This window comes from Propionivibrio pelophilus DSM 12018, from assembly GCF_059569095.1.
On sequence record NZ_JCANUT010000054.1, the window covers coordinates 1 to 25,405 of the forward strand.

23 protein-coding genes are annotated in these 25,405 nt (G+C 57.9%); 22 read left to right on the top strand and 1 reads right to left on the bottom strand.

Annotation, left to right across the window (positions count from 1 at the left end; all coding sequences use genetic code 11):
- A partial coding sequence (locus BO74_RS16960; protein ID WP_496443899.1) for a transposase family protein occupies window positions 1-217 on the bottom strand: 217 nt, incomplete at its 3' end.
- Between the two features lie 348 nt (window positions 218-565).
- On the opposite strand from BO74_RS16960, the gene BO74_RS16965 reads away from it, so the two are divergent.
- The 22 genes from BO74_RS16965 to BO74_RS17070 form a co-directional block, all read left to right on the top strand.
- Window positions 566-1,969 carry an MBL fold metallo-hydrolase RNA specificity domain-containing protein gene (locus BO74_RS16965; RefSeq protein ID WP_496443901.1) on the top strand — a complete coding sequence of 468 codons (1,404 nt, stop codon included), beginning with the start codon at window positions 566-568 and terminating at the stop codon, window positions 1,967-1,969.
- A gap of 186 nt (window positions 1,970-2,155) precedes the next feature.
- Complete coding sequence (gene rfbB, locus BO74_RS16970) at window positions 2,156-3,223, top strand: dTDP-glucose 4,6-dehydratase (protein WP_496443903.1); 1,068 nt, start codon at window positions 2,156-2,158, stop codon at window positions 3,221-3,223.
- A complete protein-coding gene (gene rfbD, locus BO74_RS16975) occupies window positions 3,223-4,122 on the top strand; it encodes a dTDP-4-dehydrorhamnose reductase (RefSeq protein ID WP_496443905.1) in 900 nt (299 codons plus the stop codon). Before rfbB (BO74_RS16970) ends, rfbD (BO74_RS16975) begins: the two co-directional genes overlap by 1 nt.
- A 229-nt stretch (window positions 4,123-4,351) precedes the next feature.
- Window positions 4,352-5,260, top strand: coding sequence for a DNA ligase (locus tag BO74_RS16980; protein ID WP_496443907.1), 909 nt, complete (start codon window positions 4,352-4,354; stop codon window positions 5,258-5,260).
- A gap of 198 nt (window positions 5,261-5,458) precedes the next feature.
- Window positions 5,459-6,346, top strand: a complete 888-nt coding sequence (gene rfbA, locus BO74_RS16985) for a glucose-1-phosphate thymidylyltransferase RfbA (RefSeq protein WP_496443909.1) — start codon at window positions 5,459-5,461, stop codon at window positions 6,344-6,346.
- The gene (gene rfbC, locus BO74_RS16990; RefSeq protein WP_496443911.1) at window positions 6,343-6,888 is read left to right on the top strand and encodes a dTDP-4-dehydrorhamnose 3,5-epimerase; all 546 of its coding nucleotides are present in this window, start codon (window positions 6,343-6,345) and stop codon (window positions 6,886-6,888) included. The genes rfbA (BO74_RS16985) and rfbC (BO74_RS16990) overlap by 4 nt, the downstream gene beginning before the upstream one ends.
- A 143-nt stretch (window positions 6,889-7,031) precedes the next feature.
- The gene (locus tag BO74_RS16995; RefSeq protein WP_496443913.1) at window positions 7,032-8,519 is read left to right on the top strand and encodes a mannose-1-phosphate guanylyltransferase/mannose-6-phosphate isomerase; all 1,488 of its coding nucleotides are present in this window, start codon (window positions 7,032-7,034) and stop codon (window positions 8,517-8,519) included.
- The gene (locus tag BO74_RS17000) at window positions 8,520-9,992 is read left to right on the top strand and encodes a phosphohexomutase domain-containing protein (RefSeq protein WP_496443914.1); all 1,473 of its coding nucleotides are present in this window, start codon (window positions 8,520-8,522) and stop codon (window positions 9,990-9,992) included.
- Entirely contained in the window at window positions 9,992-10,786 is a 795-nt protein-coding gene (locus tag BO74_RS17005) for an ABC transporter permease (RefSeq protein ID WP_496443916.1), read from the top strand. Before BO74_RS17000 ends, BO74_RS17005 begins: the two co-directional genes overlap by 1 nt.
- Window positions 10,786-12,009 (top strand): ABC transporter ATP-binding protein, encoded by a 1,224-nt coding sequence (locus tag BO74_RS17010; protein ID WP_496443918.1) that lies wholly within the window; start codon window positions 10,786-10,788, stop codon window positions 12,007-12,009. The genes BO74_RS17005 and BO74_RS17010 overlap by 1 nt, the downstream gene beginning before the upstream one ends.
- Complete coding sequence (locus tag BO74_RS17015; protein ID WP_496443920.1) at window positions 12,006-16,991, top strand: FkbM family methyltransferase; 4,986 nt, start codon at window positions 12,006-12,008, stop codon at window positions 16,989-16,991. The genes BO74_RS17010 and BO74_RS17015 overlap by 4 nt, the downstream gene beginning before the upstream one ends.
- Before the next feature lie 29 nt (window positions 16,992-17,020).
- On the top strand, window positions 17,021-18,082 hold the full coding sequence (gene rfbB / locus BO74_RS17020; protein ID WP_496443922.1) for a dTDP-glucose 4,6-dehydratase: 1,062 nt from the start codon (window positions 17,021-17,023) through the stop codon (window positions 18,080-18,082).
- Between the two features lie 23 nt (window positions 18,083-18,105).
- Window positions 18,106-18,999 carry a dTDP-4-dehydrorhamnose reductase gene (gene rfbD, locus BO74_RS17025; protein WP_496443924.1) on the top strand — a complete coding sequence of 298 codons (894 nt, stop codon included), beginning with the start codon at window positions 18,106-18,108 and terminating at the stop codon, window positions 18,997-18,999.
- Between the two features lie 24 nt (window positions 19,000-19,023).
- On the top strand, window positions 19,024-19,908 hold the full coding sequence (gene rfbA / locus BO74_RS17030) for a glucose-1-phosphate thymidylyltransferase RfbA (protein WP_496443926.1): 885 nt from the start codon (window positions 19,024-19,026) through the stop codon (window positions 19,906-19,908).
- A complete protein-coding gene (rfbC, locus tag BO74_RS17035; RefSeq protein ID WP_496443928.1) occupies window positions 19,905-20,453 on the top strand; it encodes a dTDP-4-dehydrorhamnose 3,5-epimerase in 549 nt (182 codons plus the stop codon). The genes rfbA (BO74_RS17030) and rfbC (BO74_RS17035) overlap by 4 nt, the downstream gene beginning before the upstream one ends.
- Before the next feature lie 211 nt (window positions 20,454-20,664).
- Window positions 20,665-21,705: a GDP-mannose 4,6-dehydratase gene (gmd, locus tag BO74_RS17040; RefSeq protein ID WP_496443930.1), complete on the top strand. Its 1,041-nt coding sequence runs from the start codon at window positions 20,665-20,667 to the stop codon at window positions 21,703-21,705.
- Window positions 21,702-22,115 carry a nucleotidyltransferase substrate binding protein gene (locus BO74_RS17045; RefSeq protein WP_496443932.1) on the top strand — a complete coding sequence of 138 codons (414 nt, stop codon included), beginning with the start codon at window positions 21,702-21,704 and terminating at the stop codon, window positions 22,113-22,115. The genes gmd and BO74_RS17045 overlap by 4 nt, the downstream gene beginning before the upstream one ends.
- A gap of 161 nt (window positions 22,116-22,276) precedes the next feature.
- Window positions 22,277-22,579: a nucleotidyltransferase family protein gene (locus BO74_RS17050; protein WP_496443934.1), complete on the top strand. Its 303-nt coding sequence runs from the start codon at window positions 22,277-22,279 to the stop codon at window positions 22,577-22,579.
- Window positions 22,580-22,717: 138 nt separating this feature from the next.
- Window positions 22,718-23,620 carry a GDP-mannose 4,6-dehydratase gene (locus BO74_RS17055; protein WP_496443936.1) on the top strand — a complete coding sequence of 301 codons (903 nt, stop codon included), beginning with the start codon at window positions 22,718-22,720 and terminating at the stop codon, window positions 23,618-23,620.
- Complete coding sequence (locus BO74_RS17060; protein WP_496443938.1) at window positions 23,617-24,756, top strand: glycosyltransferase family 4 protein; 1,140 nt, start codon at window positions 23,617-23,619, stop codon at window positions 24,754-24,756. The genes BO74_RS17055 and BO74_RS17060 overlap by 4 nt, the downstream gene beginning before the upstream one ends.
- Window positions 24,757-24,800: 44 nt before the next feature.
- Window positions 24,801-25,070 (top strand): oligosaccharide flippase family protein, encoded by a 270-nt coding sequence (locus BO74_RS17065; RefSeq protein ID WP_496443940.1) that lies wholly within the window; start codon window positions 24,801-24,803, stop codon window positions 25,068-25,070.
- Between the two features lie 49 nt (window positions 25,071-25,119).
- A partial coding sequence (locus BO74_RS17070) for a transposase (protein ID WP_496443942.1) occupies window positions 25,120-25,405 on the top strand: 286 nt, incomplete at its 3' end.

Below are 25,405 nucleotides of genomic sequence, written 5' to 3' on the forward strand. Positions count from 1 at the left end.
CGCCAAAGGTGTCATGCGAGGGCGTGCCATGCGGGAGCTCAAGAAAGCTCTTGAGCCAGGCCTCTTCGTCTTCGCACCAGTCGGCGACTTCGACCCAGTCATCCGCACCACACAATACAGCGCAGATCGCCATCACCAGAATCTCGCTCAGGCCATAGCGTTTGGCTGGCCCGCGACGCGGGTCTTTCAGGCGGGAAAAGATCGACAGCAGGGTCATCGTTACGCTCGAAAAATACGAGAGTAGACGATATTTCTTCAGTGTTTACAATAGGTTGTTGTATCTGTCTGATCGTAAACGACTTTTTCTGCGGGTTTACGACATTTGCGTAAGCGATTGCCGTGATCTGCGTCGGGATGTCGGAGTATTCGCGGAAAATTACTGTTTGGTAAAAAAACCATTTTCCGTTGTCATGAGTGCGTGGCAAAATCTCGCCTTCCGTAGAACGAGTCGTAATTTCTTGTGCCGCTTTCTTCCGGCCCCTTGTCTGGCACCACAACCGCGCTTGCCAGTCGAGAAACGCCTTGAGTTTCTTGGGATCCGTAATGAATGGTTGAACGATCTGTCATGCCCATTACCTACACACTCCACCACCACGGTGCCGTCAATGGTGTCACCGGCTCGTGCCATCAGCTTCTGCTGCCCGATGGTCGCTCCATTCTGGTGGATTGCGGCCTCTTCCAGGGGGCGGAAACCTCTGCCGACGGCGGCGCAGCCGGGCAGCCGGACATCGGCTTTCCCGTGGCGGACATCCAGGCGCTGGTGCTCACCCATGTCCATATCGACCACGTGGGGCGTATCCCCCATCTGCTGGCGGCCGGTTTCCGTGGCCCCATCCTTTGCAGCCAGTCTTCGGCGATTCTGCTCCCGCTGGTGCTGGAAGACGCCCTGAAGGTCGGCTTCACCCGGGACGAGTCCCTGATCCGCCGCTTTCTGGGTGAGATCCGAAAGCAGCTGGTGCCTTTGCCTTACCAGGAGTGGCATACGGTGATCGACGGCGCCACCCGCTTACGGGTCAAGCTCGCCCCGGCCGGACACATTCTCGGCTCCGCCTATGTGCAAGTGGCTCTTGAAAACGGGAAGGCCCGGGAGCGCGTTGTCTTCTCCGGCGACCTGGGAGCGCCCTACACACCGCTCCTGCCCGCGCCCCGGGCGCCTTACGGAGCCGACACCCTCGTGCTTGAAAGCACCTACGGCGATCGCCTTCACCCAAACCGTAAGGATCGACGACAGCGCCTGCAGGCCTTGGTCGAACGCGCCCTGGCCAACAAGGGCAGCCTGCTGATCCCGGCCTTCAGCATCGGGCGTACGCAGGAACTGCTTTACGAACTGGAAGAAATCATCCACTGCCAGCGTACTTGCCATGTCGCCGCCGGCATCGCTTGGGAAGATATCGACATCGTCGTGGATTCCCCGCTGGCGGCTGAATTCACCGCCGGCTACCGGGAACTGCGCGACCACTGGGACCGTGAGGCGAGGCGCAAGGTGACGGCCGGGCGCCACCCCCTGGCCTTCGACCAGATGCTCACCATCGGTGATCATGCCACCCACCTGCAAACGGTGGGGTACTTGGCGCGAACCGCTCGCCCGGCAATAGTCATCGCCGCCAGCGGCATGTGCAGCGGCGGGCGCATCGTCAATTACCTGAAAGCCATGCTGGAAGACCCGCGCCACGACGTGGTGTTTGTCGGCTACCAGGCCGCCGGCACGCCGGGGCGGGATATCCAGCAATACGGCCCCCGCGGTGGCTGGGTGGAACTGGACGGCCAGCGCTACACCATCCGCGCCGGCGTCCATTCGCTGGGCGGCTATTCTGCCCACGCCGACCAGCAGGATCTACTCAATTTCGTCGGCCGCATGCGCGACAAACCGCGGCAGGTCCGTCTGGTGCATGGGGACGAGGGCGCCAAGGCGGCACTGGCGGCGGCCATCCGGCAGCAGCATCCGGGTATTGAGGTGGTGGTGCCTTGAGGTACGCTTCTCGTAAGGCTTTTCGTGCTTTACGATCACTATTGATTCGGCAAGGTAATGTTTGAATTTGTCACCCCAGCGAAGGCCGGGGTCCAGGTCGTTGAATTTTCTGGATACCGGCCTGCGCCGGTATGACGAGGTCTTTATGCTTCATTGTTCCGAAGAAATATTAATCATGGAGATGCAATGACCATTCTTGTTACTGGCGGCGCGGGTTTCATCGGCTGCAATTTCATTCTCGACTGGCTGGCGGAGCGTGACGAGCCCGTTATCAACCTCGACAAACTGACCTATGCCGGCAACCCGGAAAGCCTGTTCAGCTTGCATGGCGATCCCCGATATGCGTTCGTCCAGGGCGATATTGGCGACAAGGATCTGATCAGCAGTTTGTTGGCGAAACATAAGCCGAGCACAATCGTGAATTTCGCTGCCGAGAGCCACGTCGACCGATCCATCCACGGCCCCGGCGAATTCATCCAGACCAACATCGTCGGCACCTTCACTCTGCTCGAATGCACCCGCGCCTATTTCGCCTCGCTTGGCGAAACGGAGAAGGCGGCGTTCCGTTTCCTGCACGTGTCGACCGACGAGGTGTACGGTTCGCTTAAGGCCGACGATCCCGCCTTTGCCGAGACTAATCGCTACGAGCCCAACAGCCCGTATTCGGCGTCGAAGGCGGCCTCCGACCATCTGGTTCGCGCCTATCACCACACCTACGGTTTGCCGGTACTGACCACCAATTGCTCGAACAACTACGGGCCGTACCAGTTCCCGGAAAAGCTCATCCCGCTGATGATTGTAAATGCCCTGGCCGGCAAGAATCTGCCGATCTATGGTGACGGGATGCAGATTCGTGACTGGCTTTACGTGAGCGATCACTGCGCGGCCATCCGGCGCGTTCTCGATGCAGGGTGCGTCGGCGAGACCTACAACGTCGGTGGCTGGAACGAAAAACCGAACCTGGAGATCGTGCGTGCCATCGTCGCGTTGCTTGACGAACTTCGTCCGCGGAGTGATGGCAAGTCCTATGGCGAGCAGATCACCTATGTCACCGACCGGCCCGGGCACGACCGGCGTTACGCGATTGACGCCAGCAAGATCGAGCGCGAACTCGGCTGGCGACCGGCCGAAACCTTCGTCACCGGTATCCGCAAGACCGTGGCCTGGTATCTCGATCATCCGGAATGGATCGCCCATATCCTGTCAGGGGCGTATCGCGACTGGGTGGAAAAAAACTACGCGGACCGGCATTGATGAAGATCCTCCTGTTTGGCAGGAATGGCCAGGTGGGCTGGGAGTTGCAGCGCAGCCTGGCCCCGTTGGGGGAGGTCGTTGCACTGGGGCACGGCGGTGAGGCTGGCCTTTGTGGCGATTTAACCGACCTTTCAGGTCTTGCGGATACGGTGCAACGCGTCGCGCCGGACGTCATCGTTAACGCGGCGGCTTACACGGCGGTAGACAAGGCTGAGTCCGAACCGGAACTGGCGCGCGTGATCAATGCACTGGCGCCGGGAGTGCTTTCCGACGAGGCAGAAAAAATCGGTGCGTGGCTTGTCCATTATTCGACCGATTACGTCTTCGACGGCAGCGGAACTTCCTCGCGAGATGAGGCGGCCTTGACCGGGCCTCTCAGTATTTATGGCCAAACCAAGCTCGAAGGAGAGCTGGCCGTCGCTCGCTGGGCGAAGCATCTGATATTTCGCACCAGTTGGGTCTACGCAGCACGCGGCGGCAATTTCGCCAAAACCATGCTGCGTCTGGCGGCCGAGCGTGACCAGTTGCGGGTTATCGACGATCAGATCGGTGCGCCGACTGGCGCGGAGTTGATAGCTGACGTGACGGCGCACGCGATCCGCTCTGTGTTGGAGCTCCCCGAATTAGCGGGCATCTATCATCTGGCGGCTGCGGGCCAGACCAGTTGGCATGCCTACGCGCGCTTTGTCATCGAGCAGGCGCTTGCAGCCGGGCAGAGTATTCGCGTGCAGCCGGAACAAATCGAGCCGATACCCACCACCGCCTACCCGACACCGGCACGACGCCCGCTCAATTCGCGACTATCCACCGACAAGTTGCGGGCAGCGTTCGGCTTGTATCTGCCGGACTGGCGTGTTGGCATTCAGCGCATGCTTGAGGAAGTGCTGTGCAGTCGATGAGACGAGCGAAGCGCTATGGAAGTGCTGATTTAGCGAAGATTCGTCATCCCGGCGTAGGCCGGAATCCAGCCTTTCGGAGCACCCACTGGATCCCGGCCTACGCCGGGATGACGGAGTAGTAGTGATGTGTGCATACGGTAGCTCCCTTGAAGGGGGATGCGCTGATGTCCGCAGCATTAGGGAAGTGCTGAAATATTCGTCACCCCGGCGAAGGCCGGGGTCCAGTTCGTTGCGTTTTCTGGATTCCGGCCTTCGCCGGAGTGACGAATCTTCAATAAATCAGCACGTCCTTAGTGCGATTTCCTTTCTCTGGACGCGTTGGCTGGTGGCAATGTTGTTTGCGTCTGTATTCTGCGCGTGGGCGGACGAAGCTCCTCGTCTCCTGCTGGCGAAGGACATCAGCCGCGATGTTGACGTCACGCGCTACCTCGTCAGCGAAAAGCTCGACGGTGTGCGGGCCTTCTGGGATGGCACGACGCTGAAAACAAGAGCCGGCAACATCATCAAGGCGCCGTCCTGGTTCCTCAATCGTTTTCCTCCTGTTCCGCTCGATGGCGAGTTGTGGTCCGGGCGCGGCACCTTTGAGCGCCTCTCCGGCATCGTGCGAAAGGACAATACCGTCGATGCTGAATGGCGAGAGGTGCGTTACATGCTTTTCGAGCTGCCGGAAGCGCCGGGCACTTTTCGCGAGCGGGTGACAGCGCTGCGGGCTGTCGTCGCGCAGGTTGCCGTGCCTTGGTTGCAGGCAGTCGAGCAGTTCGAGGTCAGCAGTCGCAAGGAGTTGGATCAGCGACTGGCGAGCGTCGTGCGCGCTGGCGGTGAGGGCCTGATGTTGCATCGAGCGGATGCGCTGTATTCGGCAGGCCGCAGCGATGACCTGCTGAAAGTGAAACCGCTCCACGACGCCGAAGCGACCGTGATTGGCTACGTCCCCGGAAAGGGGAAATACCAGGGCATGACCGGCGCTTTACGCGTAAGAATGGAAAACGGCATCGAGTTTCGTCTCGGTAGCGGGCTAAGTGACGCGCTTCGCCGCAATCCACCGCCAATCGGTACAATCATCACCTTTCGCTACCGGGAGTTGACTGATCGCGGCGTTCCCCGCTTCGCCAGTTATTTCCGGGTACGGAGTTTGTAGAAAGAAAGGATGCGGTTCCCGCTTGCTGGTCAGTCATGCCGAAACTCGAGGATAGCCACGTCATTCCGGCGAAAGCCGGAATCCATTGGTGCACCACTGGATTCCGGGTCAAGCCCGGAATGGCGGATTCTGTTAGGTGTTTGAATCAACGTGACTGAGTGCCAAGTGGCGATGCCGTTATAGTTCGGGAGAACCTCAATGACAATACGCAAAGGCATCATCCTCGCCGGCGGTTCCGGCACACGACTATATCCCGCCACACAGGTCGTGTCGAAGCAATTACTGCCGATTTTCGACAAGCCGATGATCTACTATCCGCTCAGCACCTTGCTGTTGGCGGGAATACGCGACATTCTCGTGATATCCACGCCGCAGGACACGCCGCGCTTCGAGCAACTGCTCGGTGACGGCAGCCAGTGGGGGATTACGCTGAGCTACGCCGTGCAGCCGTCGCCCGATGGCTTGGCGCAAGCCTTCCTCATCGGCGAGTCCTTTATCGGCCATAGCCCTTCCGCGCTCGTCCTTGGCGACAACATTTTCTACGGCCACGATTTCGCGACCTTGCTGCGAAGGGCTTCGCAGAAGGAATCCGGCGCCACGGTGTTCGCTTATGCCGTGAACGATCCGGAGCGTTATGGCGTCGTCGAATTCGACGAGCACTGGCGGGCGATTAGCCTGGAAGAAAAGCCCAAGGCCCCCAAATCCCGCTATGCCGTGACCGGCCTGTATTTTTACGATCAGCAGGTCGTGGATCTCGCGAAAATGATCAAGCCCTCTGCACGCGGCGAGCTGGAGATTACCGATCTCAATCGGCTGTATCTTGAACGTGGTGAACTGAGCGTTGAAACCATGGGCCGCGGTTACGCGTGGCTCGATACCGGAACGCACGAGTCGATGCTCGAGGCCAGCCAGTTCATCAGCACCATCGAAAGCCGGCAGGGGCTGAAGGTGGCATGCCCGGAAGAGATCGCCTGGCGCAATGGCTGGATCGACGACGCGCAACTCGAAAAGATGGCAGCGCTGCTCGCCAAATCCGGGTACGGCAAATACCTGCAAGGGTTGCTCAAGGAGAAGGTGTTCGTATGAAGGCGACGCGGCTGGCGATACCGGATGTCGTGCTTTTTGAGCCAAGGGTGTTTGGCGACGAGCGCGGGTTCTTCTACGAGAGTTTCAATGAACAGCTGTTTCTTGAACTGACGGGCGCGGATGTCCGTTTCGTTCAGGACAACCATTCCCGCAGTGCGCGAAATGTCCTTCGTGGCCTGCACTACCAGTTGCCGCCAAAGGCGCAGGGGAAGTTAGTGCGTGTTGTGGTCGGCGAAGTCTTCGATGTGGCTGTCGATATCCGCCGGGAGTCGCCGACATTCGGTAAGTGGGTCGGCGAGATTCTTTCCGCCGACAACAAACGGCAGCTCTGGATTCCGCCGGGGTTCGCGCATGGCTTTCTGGTCTTGAGCGAAGTCGCCGAGTTTCTCTACAAGACGACTGATTACTACGCGCCGCAGCTTGAGCGCTGCATCCGCTGGGATGATCCCGAGTTGGCGATCAATTGGCCGTTGCTAGGCGCGCCCGTGCTCTCTGAAAAGGATCTTGCGGGTGATTTTTTCGGAGTCGCGCACGCCGTTTGAAGTGGGTGAAATTGGCGCGGGGGGGGGGGGGCTGTCGCAAAAAAACAATGAATATGTCGTTTCCGAGCCATGTTAAGGCATGCTAAAATCCCGCGCTTTCCTTTTTAGGGCAAGCACTTACCCTCGGTGCGACGGCAATAAACATGAAACTGATTCCGACGATTCTCTGTGGTGGCGCGGGTTCCCGGCTGTGGCCGGTTTCGCGGGAAATGCATCCGAAACCCTTCATTCGCTTGGCCGACGGGCAAAGCCTGTTGCAGAAGGCGTGGCTGCGCGGCGCAATACTCCCCGGTTGCGTTGAAGTGATGACAGTGACGAACCGTGAGTTGTTCTTCAAGACGCAGGACGACTATCACGAGATTGGCGAAGCCTCCAAAATCGACTTGCCCAACAGTTTTGTCCTCGAACCGTTCGGGCGCAATACCGCCCCGGCCATCGCCGCGGCAGCCTTGGCCATTGCTGAAAAGCATGGCCCAGATGCGCTGATGCTGGTGCTGGCCGCCGATCACCTGATCGCCGATCAGGCGGCCTTCGCCCAAGCTGTTGAACGGGCGGCTGCGATTGCGCAGCAAGGAAAACTGGTGACCTTCGGCATCACCCCGGAAGGCCCCGAAACCGGCTACGGCTACATCGAAGCCGATATTACCCGTCCCATCGAAAGCGACGGCGCCGTAATCGGTTTCAACGTGCGTCGCTTCGTGGAAAAACCCAACCTCGAAAAAGCCAGGGAGTACGTTGCTTCAGGCAACTACCAGTGGAATTCCGGCATGTTCTGTTTTTCCGCCGGGGCGTTGCTGCGCGAGATGGAGCAAAACTGTCCGGAAATCCTGTCCGCCACCCGGGCGTGCGTTGCTAGGTCTCGCGCGGTAGCGGGTGACGGAGTTTCCCAGCTTCAACTCGATGCCGACAGCTTTTCCGTGGTGCCGAACGATTCCATCGACTTTGCCGTGATGGAGAAGTCGTCCAACGTGGCGGTGGTTCCGTGCAGCATCGGCTGGAGCGACATCGGATCGTGGGATGCGCTGGGCGACCTGACCGAGCCGGACGCCAACGGCAACCGTATCGAAGGGTCGGAAGTAACCCTGCACGAAGTCAGCAACTGCTATATCCGGGGTAGCGAGCGGATGATCGGCGCGGTGGGCGTCGACAACCTGATAGTGATCGATACGCCCGATGCGTTGCTCGTCGCAGAGCGGGAGCGGGCGCAGGATGTCAAGCACCTTTACGCCAGCCTGAAAGCCTGTGGGCACGAAGCGCACAAGCTGCATCGCTCGGTTAACCGCCCGTGGGGAACCTACACGGTGCTGGAGAACGGCCTCAACTTCAAGATCAAGCGCATTGAGGTCAAGCCCGGTGCCTGCCTGAGCCTGCAAATGCACTATCACCGCAGCGAACACTGGATTGTCGTCAGCGGCATGGCGCGCGTCGTCAATGGCGACCGCGAAATGCTCGTCAACACCAACGAATCGACCTACATCCCGGCCGGGCACAAACACCGTCTCGAAAATCCGGGGTTGTTGCCGCTGGTCATGATCGAAGTGCAAAGCGGCGCCTATCTCGGCGAGGACGACATCGTGCGCTTCGACGACGTCTACGGGCGTGTGCCGAACGATACGCAAGGAGCCAAGTGAATGTCGACGACACTGACGTGCTTCAAGGCCTACGACATCCGCGGCAAGCTTGGCACGGAGTTGAATGAAGACATCGCCCGCCGCATCGGCCGGGCCTTCGGCGAGTACCTCAAGCCGCGCCGTGTGGCGGTGGGGGGCGACGTGCGCCAGACCAGCGAATCGCTCAAGCAGGCTGTGGCCGAAGGGCTGATGGATGCCGGCGTTGATGTCATCGATCTCGGCATGACAGGCACCGAGGAAATCTACTTCGCGGCCTTCCACCTCGATGTCGATGGCGGTATCGAAGTGACCGCCAGCCACAACCCGATGGACTACAACGGCATGAAGTTCGTCGGCAAAGGCGCTCAACCGATCAGCGGTGACAGCGGCCTCAAGGAAATCCAGCGCTTGGCCGAAATCAACGATTTCGCCGCGCCGAAAGACCGGGGCTCCCTGGTCAAACAGTCGATCCTCGCACCCTACGTCGATCACCTGCTCGGCTATCTTGATCCCGTCGGGGAGTCACAGAGTTCTCCGTCATCCCGGCGAAGGCCGGGATCCAGTTCGGCGGACTTTCTGGATTCCGGCCTTCGCCGGAATGACGATTCTTCAATAAATCTGAAGCCCTTGCGGCTGGTCGTCAATTCCGGCAACGGTGCCGCGGGCCACGTGGTTGATGCCATCGAGCAGCGCTTCAAGGCGATGGCTGTGCCAGTCGAGTTCATCAAGGTCCATCACAACCCGGACCCAACCTTCCCCAACGGAATCCCGAATCCCCTGCTGCCGGAAAACCGGGCGGCGACGGCTGACGCAGTGCGCACGCACAAGGCGGACATGGGCATTGCCTGGGATGGCGATTTCGACCGCTGCTTCCTCTTCGACGAAACCGGAAAATTCATCGAGGGCTACTACATCGTCGGCTTGCTCGCCGAAGCCTTCCTGCAAAAACACCCCGGCGCCAAGATCATCCACGACCCGCGCCTGACCTGGAACACCATCGACGTGGTGACCAAGACTGGCGGCCAGCCGATCCAGAGCAAAACGGGCCACGCCTTCATCAAGGAGCGCATGCGCAAGGAAGACGCCATCTACGGTGGCGAAATGAGCGCGCACCATGACTTCCGTGATTTCGCCTACTGCGACAGCGGAATGATCCCTTGGTTACTGGTAGCCGGTTTGCTGAGCAGCACCGGAAAGTCTTTGTCCAGCTTGGTCGGCGAGCGGGAGGCGGCGTACCCCTGTAGCGGGGAGATCAACTACAGAGTGGATGACGCGAAAGCGGCAATGAACAAGGTGGAGGAGCATTTCTCAGCGTTGAACCCACAAGTCGACCGAACCGACGGCGTTAGCTTGGCCTTTGACAACTGGCGGCTGAATCTGCGCAGTTCCAATACTGAGCCGTTACTGCGGCTAAATGTCGAGTCCCGCAGTGAGGCAGGTGTCGTGCTTAGCCGCGTCAGGGAGATCGAGAAAATCTTGGGAGTTCATGCCTGATGTCCGCGATCCTCCGTGCGCTTTGGGCCTATCGCGGCTTTATTCTCGGCAGCATCAAACGGGAGTTCCAGTCGAAATATCGTAATTCCCTGTTAGGCGCGGCGTGGACCGTGCTAAACCCGCTGGCGATGATTGTTGTCTACACGGTGATATTTTCGGAAGTGATGCGTGCCCGGCTTCCCGGCGTGGACAATACCTTTGGGTACAGCATTTACCTCTGTTCGGGTGTTCTGACGTGGGGGTTGTTTTCGGAAATTGTCCTGCGTGCGCAGAATGTCTTCATCGACAGCGCGAACCTACTGAAAAAGCTCAGTTTTCCGCGGCTTTGTCTGCCTGCTGTGATCATTGGCTCGGCTCTCGTCAATTTCGCCATCATCTTCGGGCTGTTCAGCGTGTTTCTGATCGCCTCCGGTGATTTTCCCGGCCTGCCTTTTCTTGGCCTGATTCCGTTGCTGGTGATCCTGGTCATTTTCTCGATTGGTCTCGGCATCACGGTTGGTGTGCTCAACGTGTTTTTCCGGGATGTGGGCCAATTCTTTGGCATTCTAGTCACGTTCTGGTTCTGGTTGACGCCGATCGTCTATTCGGCCACGGCGCTTCCGCAGGGCGTGCGCCGCTGGTTGCAATTTAATCCGATGACCTCGCTGATGGAGGGCTTCCAGACGATTTTGGTACAAAAGGTGTGGCCACAATGGGAAGCGCTATGGCAGCCCGGGGGCTTGAGTCTGATTCTGTGTGCGATCGGTCTGATGCTTTTCAGGAAGCATGCCGGCGAAATGGTGGATGAACTGTAATGGGGACGATCAGCGTTACCAATCTGGGCAAGGCCTACAAGCAGTATCCCGGCCGCTGGTCGCGCTTCGCCGAGTGGGTGGTGCCGTACAGCAGGCCGCGGCATACGCTCAAGTGGGTGTTGCGAAATGTCAGCTTTACCGTAAATCCGGGCGAATCAGTCGGAATCATCGGCCTGAACGGCGCGGGAAAGAGTACGCTGCTCAAGCTGGTAACGGGTACGGCGCAGCCGACGACAGGTGCGGTCCGAATGGCTGGCCGCGTTGCTGCGATGCTCGAGCTTGGTATGGGGTTCCACCCGGATTTTACGGGGCGGCAAAACGTCTACATGGCAGGGCAATTGCTTGGTTATCGCGTGGAAGACATTTCCCGTCTGATGCAGGAGATCGAGTCTTTTGCAGAAATTGGCGACTACATCGACCAGCCGGTTCGCGTTTACTCGAGCGGGATGCAGGTGCGGCTGGCTTTCAGCGTGGCGACGGCGATCCGGCCGGACATCCTGATCATCGACGAAGCGCTCTCCGTCGGTGACGCCTACTTTCAGCACAAGAGTTTTGAACGCATTCGCGAGTTCCGCAAGCAGGGAACGACCTTGTTGATCGTTTCGCACGACAAGCAGGCGATCCAGTCCGTTTGTGATCACGCGATCCTGCTGAGTTCTGGCACGGTGGCTATGGAAGGTCCGCCGGAAGCCGTGATGGACTATTACAACGCCATGCTGGCCGATCACCAGAATCAAACCGTCAGGCAAGAGGTCAAGGAGGATGGAAAGGTACAAACCATCTCAGGCACTGGTGAGGCGACCGTCATCGATATCGCCATGCTTGATGACAAGGGGCGGAAAATCGAGGTCGTCGATGTCGGCCAGAAAGTGATCTTGAGGGTCGTCGTCGAAACGCTGGCTTTCGTAGAGCGACTTGTCCTCGGGTATGGAGTCAAGGACAGGCTGGGGCAGGTAATTTATGGCACCAATACGCATTTAAAGGAACAGCCCTTGGTGAATGTTCCTGCCAATAGCCGTCTTCAATATGACATTGAATTTCCGGCCAATTTTGGGCCGGGCACCTATTCGGTTCAGACAGCGCTGGTTAGTTCCGATACCCACTTGGTGAACAACTACGAGTGGCGCGATCTTGCCCTGGTTTTTAGCGTTGTCAATATGAGCAAGCCACATTTCGCGGGTATCGCATGGATCGATCCCGAAATCAGGATTCAGAAACTATGACCTTTGTTTCCTACGCGCAGAATTTTGAGGACGTCATGCTGTGGCGTGCCTTGAAACATATCGCTAACGGCTTCTACATCGATGTCGGGGCACAGGACCCTGTCGTGGATTCGGTTAGCCGCGGGTTTTACGAAATTGGCTGGCGTGGAGTTCATGTTGAACCGACAGCGCGGTATTCCACTATGCTGCGTCAGAATCGGCCGGATGAGACCGTCATGCAGGTAGCCTTGGGAAGTACCGTCGGCGAAGTGAAGTTTTACGAGTTTCCTGATACCGGACTATCTACGATTGACGGAAGTATTGCGGAACGGCATCGTCAGGACGGTTTCCAAAGCATCGAAACGATCGTTCCAGTCAAATGCTTGGCCGATTTGCTGCAGGACTATGAGAACAGGGATGTTCATTGGCTGAAAATCGATGTCGAGGGCTTTGAAAAAGAGGTGCTGGAAGGCTGGAACGATTCGCCCACACGTCCTTGGATCGTGGTAGTTGAAAGCACGGTGCCGCGTTCTCAGGAAGAAAACTATTTGGTCTGGGAGCCAATTCTTCTCGACAAGGGCTATCAGTTTGTCTATTTCGATGGACTGAATCGCTACTACGTTTCAGAGAAGCACAATGAGTTGTCGTCGGCTTTTTCAATCCCGCCGAACGTTTTTGATGATTTTGTCCTGAGTGGTCAGGCCTCGTCTCCGTTGTGTAGCGTGATCAATGGCCGGGTGCAGATGGCAGAGCGGAAGGCCGAAAAGTGCGAGGCGGTGCTTGCAACGAAGGCGAACGAGCTTGCATCGTTGGAAAAGCGGCTGATAGATTCGGAAAAGAGGTTCATCGAATCCGAGAAGAGGTGCATAGAGTCCGAAAAGGAGTCCATAGAATTTAAAAAAAAGCTCTTCGAGTCGGAGAAGAAGCTTTTGGAATTGGAAGCGCGGGCTGCGGCGAGCGAACACCAAGCCAGACAGTTCGAAGCCAAGGCGGCGCAGGCAGTGTCTTCCGATGCTCTGGTGCAGGCGCTTACTAGTAGCCGCTCATGGAAAGTGACGACTCCGTTGCGCCGGCTTTCGGAAAAACTCGGCTGGTTCAAAATGGGTTGTCGTGCTTGGCTTGGGTTCGTTCCCGGTAGCCGACCAAGGCGAATCGCCAAGTCCTGCCTGGTCGCAGCGTGCAATTGCGTCCAAGATAATCCTTCGCTACAGAATCTGGCAAGCAGGGTATTCTCCCGCGTCCCCGGCTTGAAGGAACGTCTGCGCGGGGTGATTAGTGACAGGGCCCCGGTTGAGTACGTAACCCCGGATTTCTTCGTGAAATCTCCTGCCATTCCTTCGAACGATCCGGAGTATGCGTCTTGGATTCAACAGAATAGTCTAGTTCCGGAGCGCCTGCTTGCCTGGGATCGCTATCCTGATTGCCGTTTGTCGATCCTGCTGCCATATGTCTTTGGTGACATCAAGAAAATCGACCAAACCATTGCTGCACTGCAAGCCCAAATCTGCCCCAACTGGCAGGTGTTGCTGGCGCCTTTTGGCAGCGCCGATCTGCCCGTGACCAGCGAAGGTGCGCTATCGGAAGCAGGCGACGGGCGCATTCTCTCGTGTTCGCCGGCGGCACAACGCGGCGAGGTGTTGCGCGCGGCTGCCGAGATGGCCGACGGGGATATTATCCTCGTTCTGGAACCTGGAGATGTGTTGCCAACGCATGCTGTTTCCACCTTTGTGACACGCATGGGAGAGAACCCCCAACTCATGATCCTGTACGCCGATGAGGATGTCATCGAATCCGGCCTGCGGCGATCCCCGCAGTTGAAACCGGAATGGTCTCCGGAATTGCTGCGTTCCTACAATTACTTTGGCCGGCCCACGGTAATAAGGAAGTCTGCGCTGGAGTCCGCTGGATCGTTTTCGTCGGATGCTGGAGCGGCTGCCGAGTGGGATCTGTGGCTGCGCGCGAGTGAGAGGTTCATGGATCGCGTAGCAACGCCGTGCATTGGCCGGGAAGCGCAGGTGCTGTGCCATAGACACCCGGATTCGAACAGCGGCCGCGTGTTATTGCACGGAACGCAGGGCGAGGAATTCAAGGAATGTTTGCGGAGGCATTGGATGCGGGCGGGAATAGCGGCCAACGTCTCGATTCAGCCGGACGGCACCCTGCACGCTGCCTGGGAGATCGAGAACCCGCCGTTGGTCTCGGTGATCATACCGAACAAGAACCGGGCCAATCTGCTTGAGGTGTCTTTGGACGGTCTGTGGGAAAAGACCGCTTATCCCCGAATAGAAATCATCGTGGTAGACAACGGGTCGACGGAGCACGGCACGCTGGATCTTTACGCGGTAGCTGCGGGGAAGGGCGTTCGGATCGTCGACTTCAATGAGCCGTTTAATTATTCGCGCGCATGTAACCGTGGCGCGGCTGTAGCCAACGGCGATCTTCTGCTGTTCCTGAACAACGATATCGAGGTCACGCGTCCTGATTGGCTCGCGGAACTGGTACGCCAGGCGACGTTGCCGGGGGTCGGCGTTGTCGGTACCAAGCTGGTCTATCCCGATGGTGTGCTGCAGCATTCCGGCGTCGTTCTCGGAATGCACGTCTGCGGATTGGTGTTCCACCGGGGTGACGAATTTGGCTGGGGGCCTTTGGGCTCTCCCAGTGTCACGCGCAACTGGATGGGGATCATGGGTGCCTGCCAGATGATCAGGCGCACAGTATTCGACCGGATCGGAGGGTTTGACGAAACCTATCAGGTGGCGATGAGCGACATCAAGTTGTCGATGGACGCGTGGAGGTCCGGTTACCGCACGGTGAATGCGCCAATGGCGAAGTTAATTCACCACGAAGGTGCGAGCCGAGGGAAGAGCAATCCGCTGGCAGATATAATCAAAACGATCAGGGATATTTACGCCAAGGGTCTGGAAGATGATGGCTATTTCCATCCCGGACTGAGTGCGATTCCGGCAGTGCCGACACTGCGCCGGCCGGGGGAGCCGTCGACGCTGGCAAGTTTGGCTGAACATTATTCGAGGATGATTGGAGGCGATAACGACGTCTCCGGTGTGGATCTGTTTGACGACCGGTCATTGGCAATGGTGAGTGGACGGCGTAGGCCGGACATCGTCTGGTTGCCCGACCCGGCGGGTGTGATCGACGGACCTGAGTCTGCGGCGCGGTTCATCATCGACTTGTTGCGAGGCAGGGCCGATCTCCGAGAGCGGTTTCCTCTGGCGCTCACCGGTGGTGCGCAGGGGGCATTTGCCGCTTGGCTCAAGGGCGAGGCGCTGGGCCAATTCGGCATTGCCGCAGAGGCGGCTCGGTTCATTGATGCCGTGTTTGAACAACGCTTGGCGGATCGCGCGAGACAGGCGATGTTGTTCGAATATGATCTGAGGGACAAGGAACCGTTCCTGTTTATGCCGGATCGGATTGGGCAACTGGCGCGCAGCCTCTTTGGCGCGGTGGCTGCGGGCGATGTGTCGAAAGAGTCCGCGTGGTGGTTATTGCTAGAGGTAGCCGAAGATCCCGCGCGCGCACTCATCTGGTCCTGGCAGCATACACGCCGGTGGCAGGAGGAATTTCCGAACGGAATCACGCGGTTTGGCCGCGAAAAGTTCGCGCACTGGGTAAAGGAAACTCTCAAGCCAGGTGATGTTGCGTGGCTTGATGCGGATAAGTGGCCCGATGTTTATCCTGCAGTGGACCAAATTCGGATCGCGTATCTCTCCAGCCAGGAATGGCAGAAGCGATTTCCACGGGCCATGCATGACAGTGAATCGTGCGGGGAATTCCTTGAATTCCTGAATTCACAGCAAGGGGGGGGCGACAACGACGTTCGCAACTGGCTCGCGACATTGGATAAGGAAGAACTGCACGCTCAACTCACCGTGCCGGGTGTAAATCTTTTCGGCCACTTTTCCTATCCTTCGGGGCTGCGGACATCGACGGAATCCGTCGGCAAGGGTCTGGCCGCACAAGGGGTTAGATGCTCTTTGATAAACGTTCCAGTTTCCCTGAAAAATGATGAGCCTAGTGGGTCCATGCTAGCCGGGCCAGAACTTTTTGACGTTTCCATCGTTCATGTTCAGCCGGAGCCGTTTTTCAACGAGGTACGCCAGCGTGCGGATATTGCTGAGAGAAGGAAAACTCCCTACCAGATAGGCTATTGGTACTGGGAGTTTGATTCGATACCGCCTTCGTGGGACGTGGCAGCCGAGCGGTGCGACGAACTATGGACGGCCACGGAGTTCATTGCCAAAGGACTGCGTGAAAGGTATCGGAAACCAGTGCATGTGTTTTTCCCCGGCGTAGAACTGCCCGACTTCCGGCGTTACCCGCGACAGCACTATGGATTGGCAGAAGACGCGTTCGTCTTTCTATTCGCGTTCCACATGACCAGCATCACGGAGAGAAAGAATCCGCTCGGGCTGATGCGTGCATTCAAGAAGGCCTTCGGCTCTGTACAGACCAAGGCTTTGCTGCTAATCAAGACATCCTTTGGCAGTTCTCATCCGCACGAGTTGAAGCGGCTGATGGACGAAGCCTGCGACGCAAATATTCGCATCATCGACGAAGTGTATTCGATGGACGAGACGCTCAGCCTCATGGATGTCTCCGATGTCTATATATCGCTGCATCGCAGCGAGGGGCTGGGGCTGACGATGGCCGAATCGATGCTGCTGGGCAAGCCAACGATCGCTACGCGCTTTTCCGGCAACCTCGATTTTATGGATGACAACAATAGCCTGTTGATTGACTATGAATCAGTCATTCTTGAAAAGACAATTCCGCCATACTCCGCCGGCCTGGCTTGGGCGAAGCCCTCGGAAGATCAGGCCGCGGCGCACATGAGGAGGCTTTTCGATGATCGCCAATTCGCACGGGACCTGGGAGCTCGCGCCAAAGCGGACCTCGAGCACCGACTCAACTACAGGGCTACGGGTCGCCTGATGGCGGAAAGAGTGCGCGCCATTTCGAGCGGTGGGATTCGCCAATCCAACTAATGTTTGCCCAATTATTTAGGTAAAGTGCTATGACCATTCTCGTTACCGGCGGCGCCGGCTTCATCGGCAGCAATTTCGTTCTCGACTGGCTGACGCAGTCGGACGAGCCCGTCGTCAATCTGGACAAGCTGACTTACGCCGGCAACCTGCAGAACTTCGCGAGCCTGGAAGGCGACAGCCGGCATTCTTTCGTGCAGGGCAGCATCGGCGATTTCGATCTGGTGAGCCGGTTGCTGGCGGAGTACCAGCCGCGCGCAGTGCTGAACTTTGCCGCGGAATCGCATGTGGATCGTTCGATTCACGGACCGGGCGAGTTCATCCAGACGAACATCGTCGGGAGCTTTCATCTGCTCGAGGCGGTACGCGCGTATTGGGGCGGCCTTTCCGACAAGGCGAAGGCGGAATTTCGCTTCCTGCATGTTTCGACCGACGAGGTCTTCGGTTCGCTGGGCAAGGATGACCCGGCCTTCAGTGAAAAGAACCGCTACGAGCCGAACAGCCCGTATTCCGCGTCCAAGGCAGCGTCCGACCATCTGGTGCGCGCCTATCATCACACCTACGGCTTGCCGGTGCTGACGACCAACTGTTCGAACAACTACGGCCCGTATCACTTCCCCGAGAAGCTGATCCCGTTGCTAATCGTCAATTCGCTGGCAGGCAAACCGCTGCCGGTGTATGGCGATGGTCAGCAGATCCGCGACTGGCTGTACGTGAAGGACCATTGCAGCGCGATCCGCTGCGTGCTGGAAAAAGGCCGCGTAGGCGAGACGTACAACGTTGGCGGCTGGAACGAGAAGCCGAACATCGAGATCGTGCATACCGTTTGTTCCCTGCTCGACGAACTGCGCCCGCGCGCGGACGGCAAGCCGTACAAGGAGCAGATCACCTACGTGACAGACCGCCCGGGGCACGACCGGCGCTATGCAATCGACGCCCGCAAGCTGGAACAGGAGCTCGGCTGGAGACCGGCGGAGACGTTCGAGACCGGCATCCGCAAGACAGTTGAGTGGTACCTCGCCAATCAGCCGTGGGTCGAGAACGTACTCAGCGGCAGTTATCGCGAGTGGGTTGCCAAACAATACGGCGCATGAGCCGAGGGACGAAAGGATAGTCCATGAAGATCCTGTTGCTGGGCAAGGGCGGCCAGGTTGGTTGGGAACTGCAACGCAGCCTCGCGCCGCTCGGCGAACTCGTTGCAGTCGATTTCGACAGTACCGACCATTGCGGCGATTTCACCAACCTTGAGGGACTTGCCGAAACGGTTCGCAACGTGCGGCCGGACACGATCGTCAATGCGGCGGCGCATACAGCGGTTGACAAGGCAGAATCGGAGCCGGACCTGGCGCGCACCATCAACGCGCTAGCGCCCGGCGTGCTGGCAGAGGAGGCGGAGAAGATCGGCGCCTGGCTTGTGCATTACTCGACGGACTACGTGTTCGACGGCAACGGCACGGCGCCCCGCAAGGAAACCGATCCGACCGGTCCGCTGAGCGTCTACGGCCGGACCAAGCTGGAGGGTGAGCAAGCCGTGGCCCGCTGTTCGCGCCATCTGATTTTCCGCACCAGCTGGGTTTTTGCCGCGCGCGGCGCCAACTTTGCCAAGACGATGTTGCGTCTGGCCAGCGAGCGCGACCAGCTGCGGGTGATCGCCGACCAGATTGGCGCGCCGACCGGGGCGGAACTCCTGGCCGACGTAACCGCACACGCGCTGCGCACGGTGCAGGATCGCCCGGAGCTGGCGGGCCTCTACCATCTGGTTGCGGGCGGTGAAACGAGCTGGTACGACTACGCCCGCTATGTTCTTGAACGCGCGGCGGCGCTCGGTCAGCCATTCCGCATCGGCCCGGCCGATGTCTGTCCGATTCCGACGACCGACTACCCCACGCCGGCAACACGCCCGCTCAACAGCCGCCTGGATACCACGAAACTGCGTGCGGCCTTCGGGCTGAACTTGCCGGATTGGCAAGCGGGCGTGGAAAGAATGCTGAAGGAAACTCTCCAGAAATGACACCCCACGAGAAAGCGTAACGACATGAATCGCAAAGGCATCATCCTTGCCGGAGGTTCCGGCACCCGTCTTTACCCGGTAACCCAGGTAGTTTCCAAGCAGCTGTTGCCGATCTTCGACAAACCGATGATCTATTACCCGCTGAGCGCGCTGTTGCTCGCCGGTATCCGCGACATCCTGATTATTTCCACGCCGCAGGACACGCCGCGCTTCGAGCAGTTGCTCGGCGACGGTAGCCAGTGGGGGATCAATCTGAGCTACGCGGTGCAGTCTTCGCCGGACGGTCTGGCCCAGGCGTTCCTGATCGGCGAGCAGTTCATCGGGGATGCTACCAGCGCACTGGTGCTCGGCGACAACATCTTCTACGGGCACGACTTCGCCCGGCTGTTGAAGGACGCGAATGAGCGGACCAGCGGTGCGACGGTCTTCGCCTACGCGGTGAATGATCCGGAGCGTTACGGCGTCGTCGAATTCGATGCCGAGGGCAAGGCGGTCAGTCTCGAAGAAAAGCCTAGGTCGCCGAAATCGCGCTATGCGGTGACCGGGCTTTACTTTTACGACCAGCAGGTCGTCGAACTGGTCAAGAAAATCAAGCCGTCGGTGCGTGGTGAGTTGGAGATTACCGATCTCAATCGGCTGTATCTGGAGCAGGGTACGCTCAGCGTCGAGACCATGGGCCGGGGCTATGCTTGGCTCGATACCGGGACGCACGAGTCTATGCTCGAAGCCAGCCAGTTCATCAACACCATCGAAAGCCGGCAGGGGCTGAAGGTTGCATGTCCGGAAGAGATTTGCTGGCGGAAAGGCTGGATCGACGATGCGCAACTGGAAAAGATGGCGCATGCGTTGGCCAAGTCTGGGTACGGCCAGTATCTGCTCGGCATTCTTCGTGACAAGGTGTTTGTATGAAGGTTACTCCGCTTGCCATCCCTGACTTGTTGCTGATTGAACCCAAGGTCTTCGGCGACGATCGCGGTTTCTTTTTCGAGAGCTTCAACCAGCTGCGCTTCAACGAGGCGACCGGACTCGACCTGTCTTTCGTGCAGGATAACCATTCCAAATCGGCGAAGAATGTTCTGCGCGGCCTGCACTATCAGTTGCCGCCGAACGCGCAGGGTAAGCTGGTGCGCGCCGTCGCCGGCGAGGTCTTCGATGTTGCGGTGGATATCCGCAAGGATTCGCCGACGTTTGGCCAATGGGTCGGCGAGATACTCACCGCCGACAACAAGCGCCAGCTGTGGATTCCGCCGGGCCTCGCGCACGGCTTCGTCGTGCTCAGCGACTCGGCCGAATTCCTCTACAAGACCACCGATTACTACGCCCCGGAACTCGAACGCGCGATCCTCTGGAACGACCCCGACTTGGCCATTGACTGGCCGATCGTGGGGGAGCCGCTGCTTTCGGGGAAGGATGCAGTAGGGCGACCGTTTAGTGAGGCCGAACATTTTTGGTGAACCGTAGGCGACTCTTTTCGTGGAGCCGATTGGCAGATTGTTTGTGGCGCAGCATCGCGAGATGGCGTGATTTGATCTGAGAAGCCAGCGCGTGCGGACAAGCTTCTTCTCCCGATGGAGCAATTCGGGTGCGGCCTGTTTTTCATGGTGTCGGCAATAAGTAGACGTTGGCCGGCATGTCAAAGTGTTTAGCGAGTAAGGGGATATAGAGATGGCTAAGAAGGTGGCAATAATTACCGGTATTACCGGCCAGGACGGCGCTTACCTCGCCGATCTGTTGTTGGACAAGGAGTATGTGGTTTACGGCACGTACCGCCGGACGAGTTCCGTCAATTTCTGGCGGATCGAGGAATTAGGAATCTACAAGCACCCCGACCTGCATCTAGTCGAGTACGACCTGACGGATCTGTCGTCGAGCATCCGCCTGCTGCAGGAGACCGGCGCGGCCGAGGTCTATAACCTCGCGGCGCAGAGCTTCGTCGGCGTATCGTTTGACCAGCCGGTCACGACGGCGGAAATCACAGGCATCGGCCCGCTGAACCTGTTGGAGGCGATTCGTATCGTCAATCCGAAAATTCGTTTCTATCAAGCGAGCACTTCGGAGATGTTTGGCAAGGTGCAGTCGATTCCTCAGGTGGAAAGCACACCGTTCTACCCGCGAAGCCCGTATGGCGTCGCCAAGCTCTACGCGCATTGGATGACGATCAACTACCGCGAAAGCTACGACATCTTTGGTTGTAGTGGCATCCTGTTTAACCATGAATCGCCGATGCGTGGTCGTGAGTTCGTGACGCGCAAGATCACGGATTCGGTGGCGAAGATCAAGCAAAGCAAGCAGGATGTGCTGGAACTCGGCAATATGGATGCCAAGCGCGATTGGGGTTTTGCCAAGGAGTACGTGGAAGGCATGTGGCGGATGCTTCAGGTGGACGAGCCCGATACTTATGTGCTGGCAACCAACCGGACGGAGACGGTGCGTGATTTTGTTTCCATGGCGTTCAAGGCAGTTGATATTGCGCTTGACTTCAAGGGTACGGCAGATAACGAAATCGGCGTTGATGCCGCGACGGGCAAGACCTTGGTGCGGGTCAATCCGAAGTTCTATCGTCCCGCCGAAGTGGAATTGCTGATTGGCAATCCAGAGAAGGCGAAGCAGAAGTTGGGTTGGGCGCCGAAAACGACGCTTGAGGAACTGTGCGCGATGATGGTTCAAGCGGACTTGCAGCGCAACGAGCGCGGATTCTCGTTTTGAACGAACCGGACATCCGCTGGAAGCAACGCTTCTCCAATTATCGGCTTGCCCTCTCCCGGCTTGCCGATGGGGTAAGCCTTGCTCGCCAGCGGCCGTTGTCCGACCTTGAGAAACAGGGGCTGATTCAGGCTTTCGAGTTCACCCACGAGTTGGCCTGGAATGTGATGAAGGATTTCTTTGCCTATCAGGGCAACGTATCCATCATGGGGTCTCGCGATGCAGTGCGAGAGGCGTTCGCCAAAGGGTTGGTTGAGGAGGGTGAGGGCTGGATGGAGATGATAAAGAGCCGCAACCAAACGTCGCATACCTATAACCAGAAGGTCGCGGATGAGATTGTCGAGCGTATTCTGGAGGCGTACTTTCCCCTTTTTGAGTCCTTGTCCCGTCGTTTGACGGAGCTCGCCGGGTAGGGCTCAGTCACGATGGATCAAATGGATTTTCCAGAATCCGCTACTCCGGGCTTGATCAGGAATCCAGTGGTGCACCTATGGATTCCGGCTTTCGCCGGAATGACGGATTCTGTTAGGTCGTTTTGATTTATCGTGACTGCCTACTAGTAGGAGAGTCTACCGTGCAGTTTGGGTTGCCCGATGGGGTCTTGCCGAGATTGCTGGCTATTTTGTCGAGCAATCCGAAAGTGAAGCAGGTCACCCTGTATGGCTCACGCGCGAAGGGGAATTGGCGCCGTGGATCGGACATTGATCTGTGTATTGATGGGGATGATCTGAGTCTGCAGGAGCTTGATGAGATCGATGCACGTATTGACGATTTGCTGCTTCCCTGGAAAGTTGATATCACCGTCCTGCAGCAGATTGATAATCCGGATTTGATTGATCATATTGAGCGCGTCGGGGTGAGGCTTTATCCCGGCTAATTGCCGAGTTCGGGAGTTGTTGATTAGTCACTGATTTGTCATTCCGGCGAACGACGGAATCCAGAAGAATCTAGGAACTGGACCCCGGCCTTCGCCGGGGTGACGAAGGCTCTGGCGGTTCCTAAGGGGCGGAAAAGAATGATGATGAAGAGAAGAGCGTTGATCACCGGATTGGACGGCTTTACCGGGCGCTATCTGGCAGGCGAGTTGGAGGCGGCCGGTTATCGGGTGTTCGGAACTGTACACGGTGTCGAACCCAAGGGGCCTGATCAGATAGCGGTTGATCTTTGTGACCGGGCCGGGCTGGGGGGGGTTGTTGCCGAGGTTTGCCCGGATGTGGTTGCACATCTCGCCGCGATTTCTTTCGTGGCGCATGGAGATGCGGAGTCGATCTACCGGGTAAACGTGGTCGGTACGCGCAACCTGCTGGAAGCGCTGGCCGGTCTGGATCGGCGCCCCTGTGCCGTGTTGCTGGCGAGTAGCGCCAATATCTACGGAAACGCCGCGGTTGATCTGATCGATGAGTCGGTGCCACCTTCGCCGGCTAACGATTACGCGGTAAGCAAGTTGGCCATGGAGTACATGGCTCGTTTGTGGATGGATCGTCTCCCCATCACAATTACCCGGCCATTTAACTACACGGGCGTAGGGCAGGCGCCGCAGTTCTTGTTGCCAAAAATCGTTGGACATTTCCAGCGTGGCGAGAAAGTCATCGAACTGGGCAACATGGATGTCGAGCGGGATTTTTCCGACGTGCGGATGGTGGCTAAAGCCTATGCTGCGTTGCTCGGCCGTTCACCGGCCGGTCAAGTTTTCAATGTGAGCTCTGGCAATGCCTATTCCTTGAGGAATGTCTTGGCGTTGATGGGTGAGATCGCCGGGTACGAAATCGGGGCAAGGGTCAACCCGGCCTTTGTGCGCGCCAATGAAGTCAAGCGTTTGCGTGGCGATGCGACAAAGCTGCGTAAGGCTATTGGCGAATTTGAAGTGATTCCGCTGCGGGAAACGTTGCGATGGATGTACACGGAGGGCGTTCAATGAGAGTGGCGTTTTCGACGACCGTTCTGGCCAAAGGCTTGGCGCATTCCTCTGTTGATGGCATTGGTTCCTATACACGCGAGTTGGGTGGGTTGCTTGCCCAGCGAGCGGATGTTTCGTTGGTTCCAGTCGGATTCCGGTACGTTGTTGGCAACGACGTAATCGAAGGTTCTGAAGTCCCTGAAATGCTCAGTAGTTACGCGAAAACGGCTGCATGGTCCGCTGTTACGTCATTTTTGTTTCCTGTTGATGTGCTTCGGCGCCGAAATGTCGATTTGTTCCATGCAACCGACCACCTGATTCCGAAGCTATCCAACATACCGGTTGTCGCCACGTTGATGGATGCAATCCCGCTTTCGAATCCGGAATGGGGGCGTATGAATTTCGCCGCGATGAAGCGCTGGTTGTGGCGACGTGCAGCCCGATGGGCTGATCACGTGATCACCATTTCGGAATACTCCAAACAAGAGATCATCAAACAGTTTGGAATTGCGGACGACCGGATATCGGTTACGCCCCTCGGCGTTGATCAGCGCTTTTTTGAATGTATCGAAGATCACATTAAGACCGATGTGCTCCAGAAGCTTGGGCTTTCTGGTTCGTTTTTTCTCTTTGTCGGAACGCTTCAGCCAAGAAAAAACGTCGAGCGGATTCTGGATGCTCATCTGGCTTTGCCTGAGGCAGTCAGGAAGGAGCTTCCGCTGGTGATTGTTGGCAGAGCCGGCTGGGGTTGCGAGACCTTGGTCAAGCGGCTAACGGATGCTCACGCACAAACCAACGTGCACTGGCTTCAGTATTTGCCTGATATCGAGGTTCGGGTCTTGATGCAGACTGCGCGAGCGCTGGTTTTTCCGTCACTGTGCGAGGGGTTTGGTTTGCCTGTGGTCGAAGCGTTTGCGTCAGGACTCCCTGTCATTACGTCAAATTCGACTTCGCTCCCGGAAGTGGCTGGAGACGCTGCATTGTTGGTGACTCCTACAAACGTTGCTGAAATCGCTGACGCAATGAACCAGATGGTTCGAAGTCCTGGGTTGCCCGAACGACTTTCCGGAGCGGGCCGTCTTCGTGCCCGCGAGATGAGTTGGGAGTCATGTACCGAGTTGACCCTGGCGGCTTATCGGCGAGCAGTCGCGGGATAAATGACGACTGCTTTCCGACGGAGAGAAGGGCTCAGGAGCGATCGGTGCTGAAGCGGTTGTTAGGTGCGCAATGGCTGGCGATCGGCATTGTTTGCGCTGTCTCTTTCGTCCTCAGCATCTTTGTCGCCCGACAACTCGGTCCGGAAGCATTTGGTGTTTACGCCCAGGCGGTTTCGCTTGGCGCACTGCTCAGTATTTTGATCGACGGTGGGTTCAGCAAGCTGCTGATGCGTGAGACGGTGCGCGTTTCGCCCACGCTTGAGGCGCATGGCGAACTCTTGCAGCGCTATGCCTATGGCCATGAGGTAGGCTGAAAAAAGTGGAGTCCAACGTTTCGTAAAATGTGAGGAACGGAGGACAAGGATGGAACGACTACCGAAAGGGATCTACACGCTGGAATTTCGGGCGGAAGCGGTGAAGCTGGTGGAAGCGGAAGGGCTGTCGGTGGATGCGGCAGCGAAGCGCTTGTCGGTGCCAAAGAGCAGTCTTGGCAATTGGGTGCGGGCGTCGCGTACAGGCAACCTGGCGAAGGTTGGGCAAGGCCAGAGGGTGCCGACGGAAACGGAAATTGAACTGGCGCGACTGCGCAAGGAATTGGCGGAAGTGAAACTGGAGCGTGATCTGCTAAAAAAATGTGCGGCGTATTTCG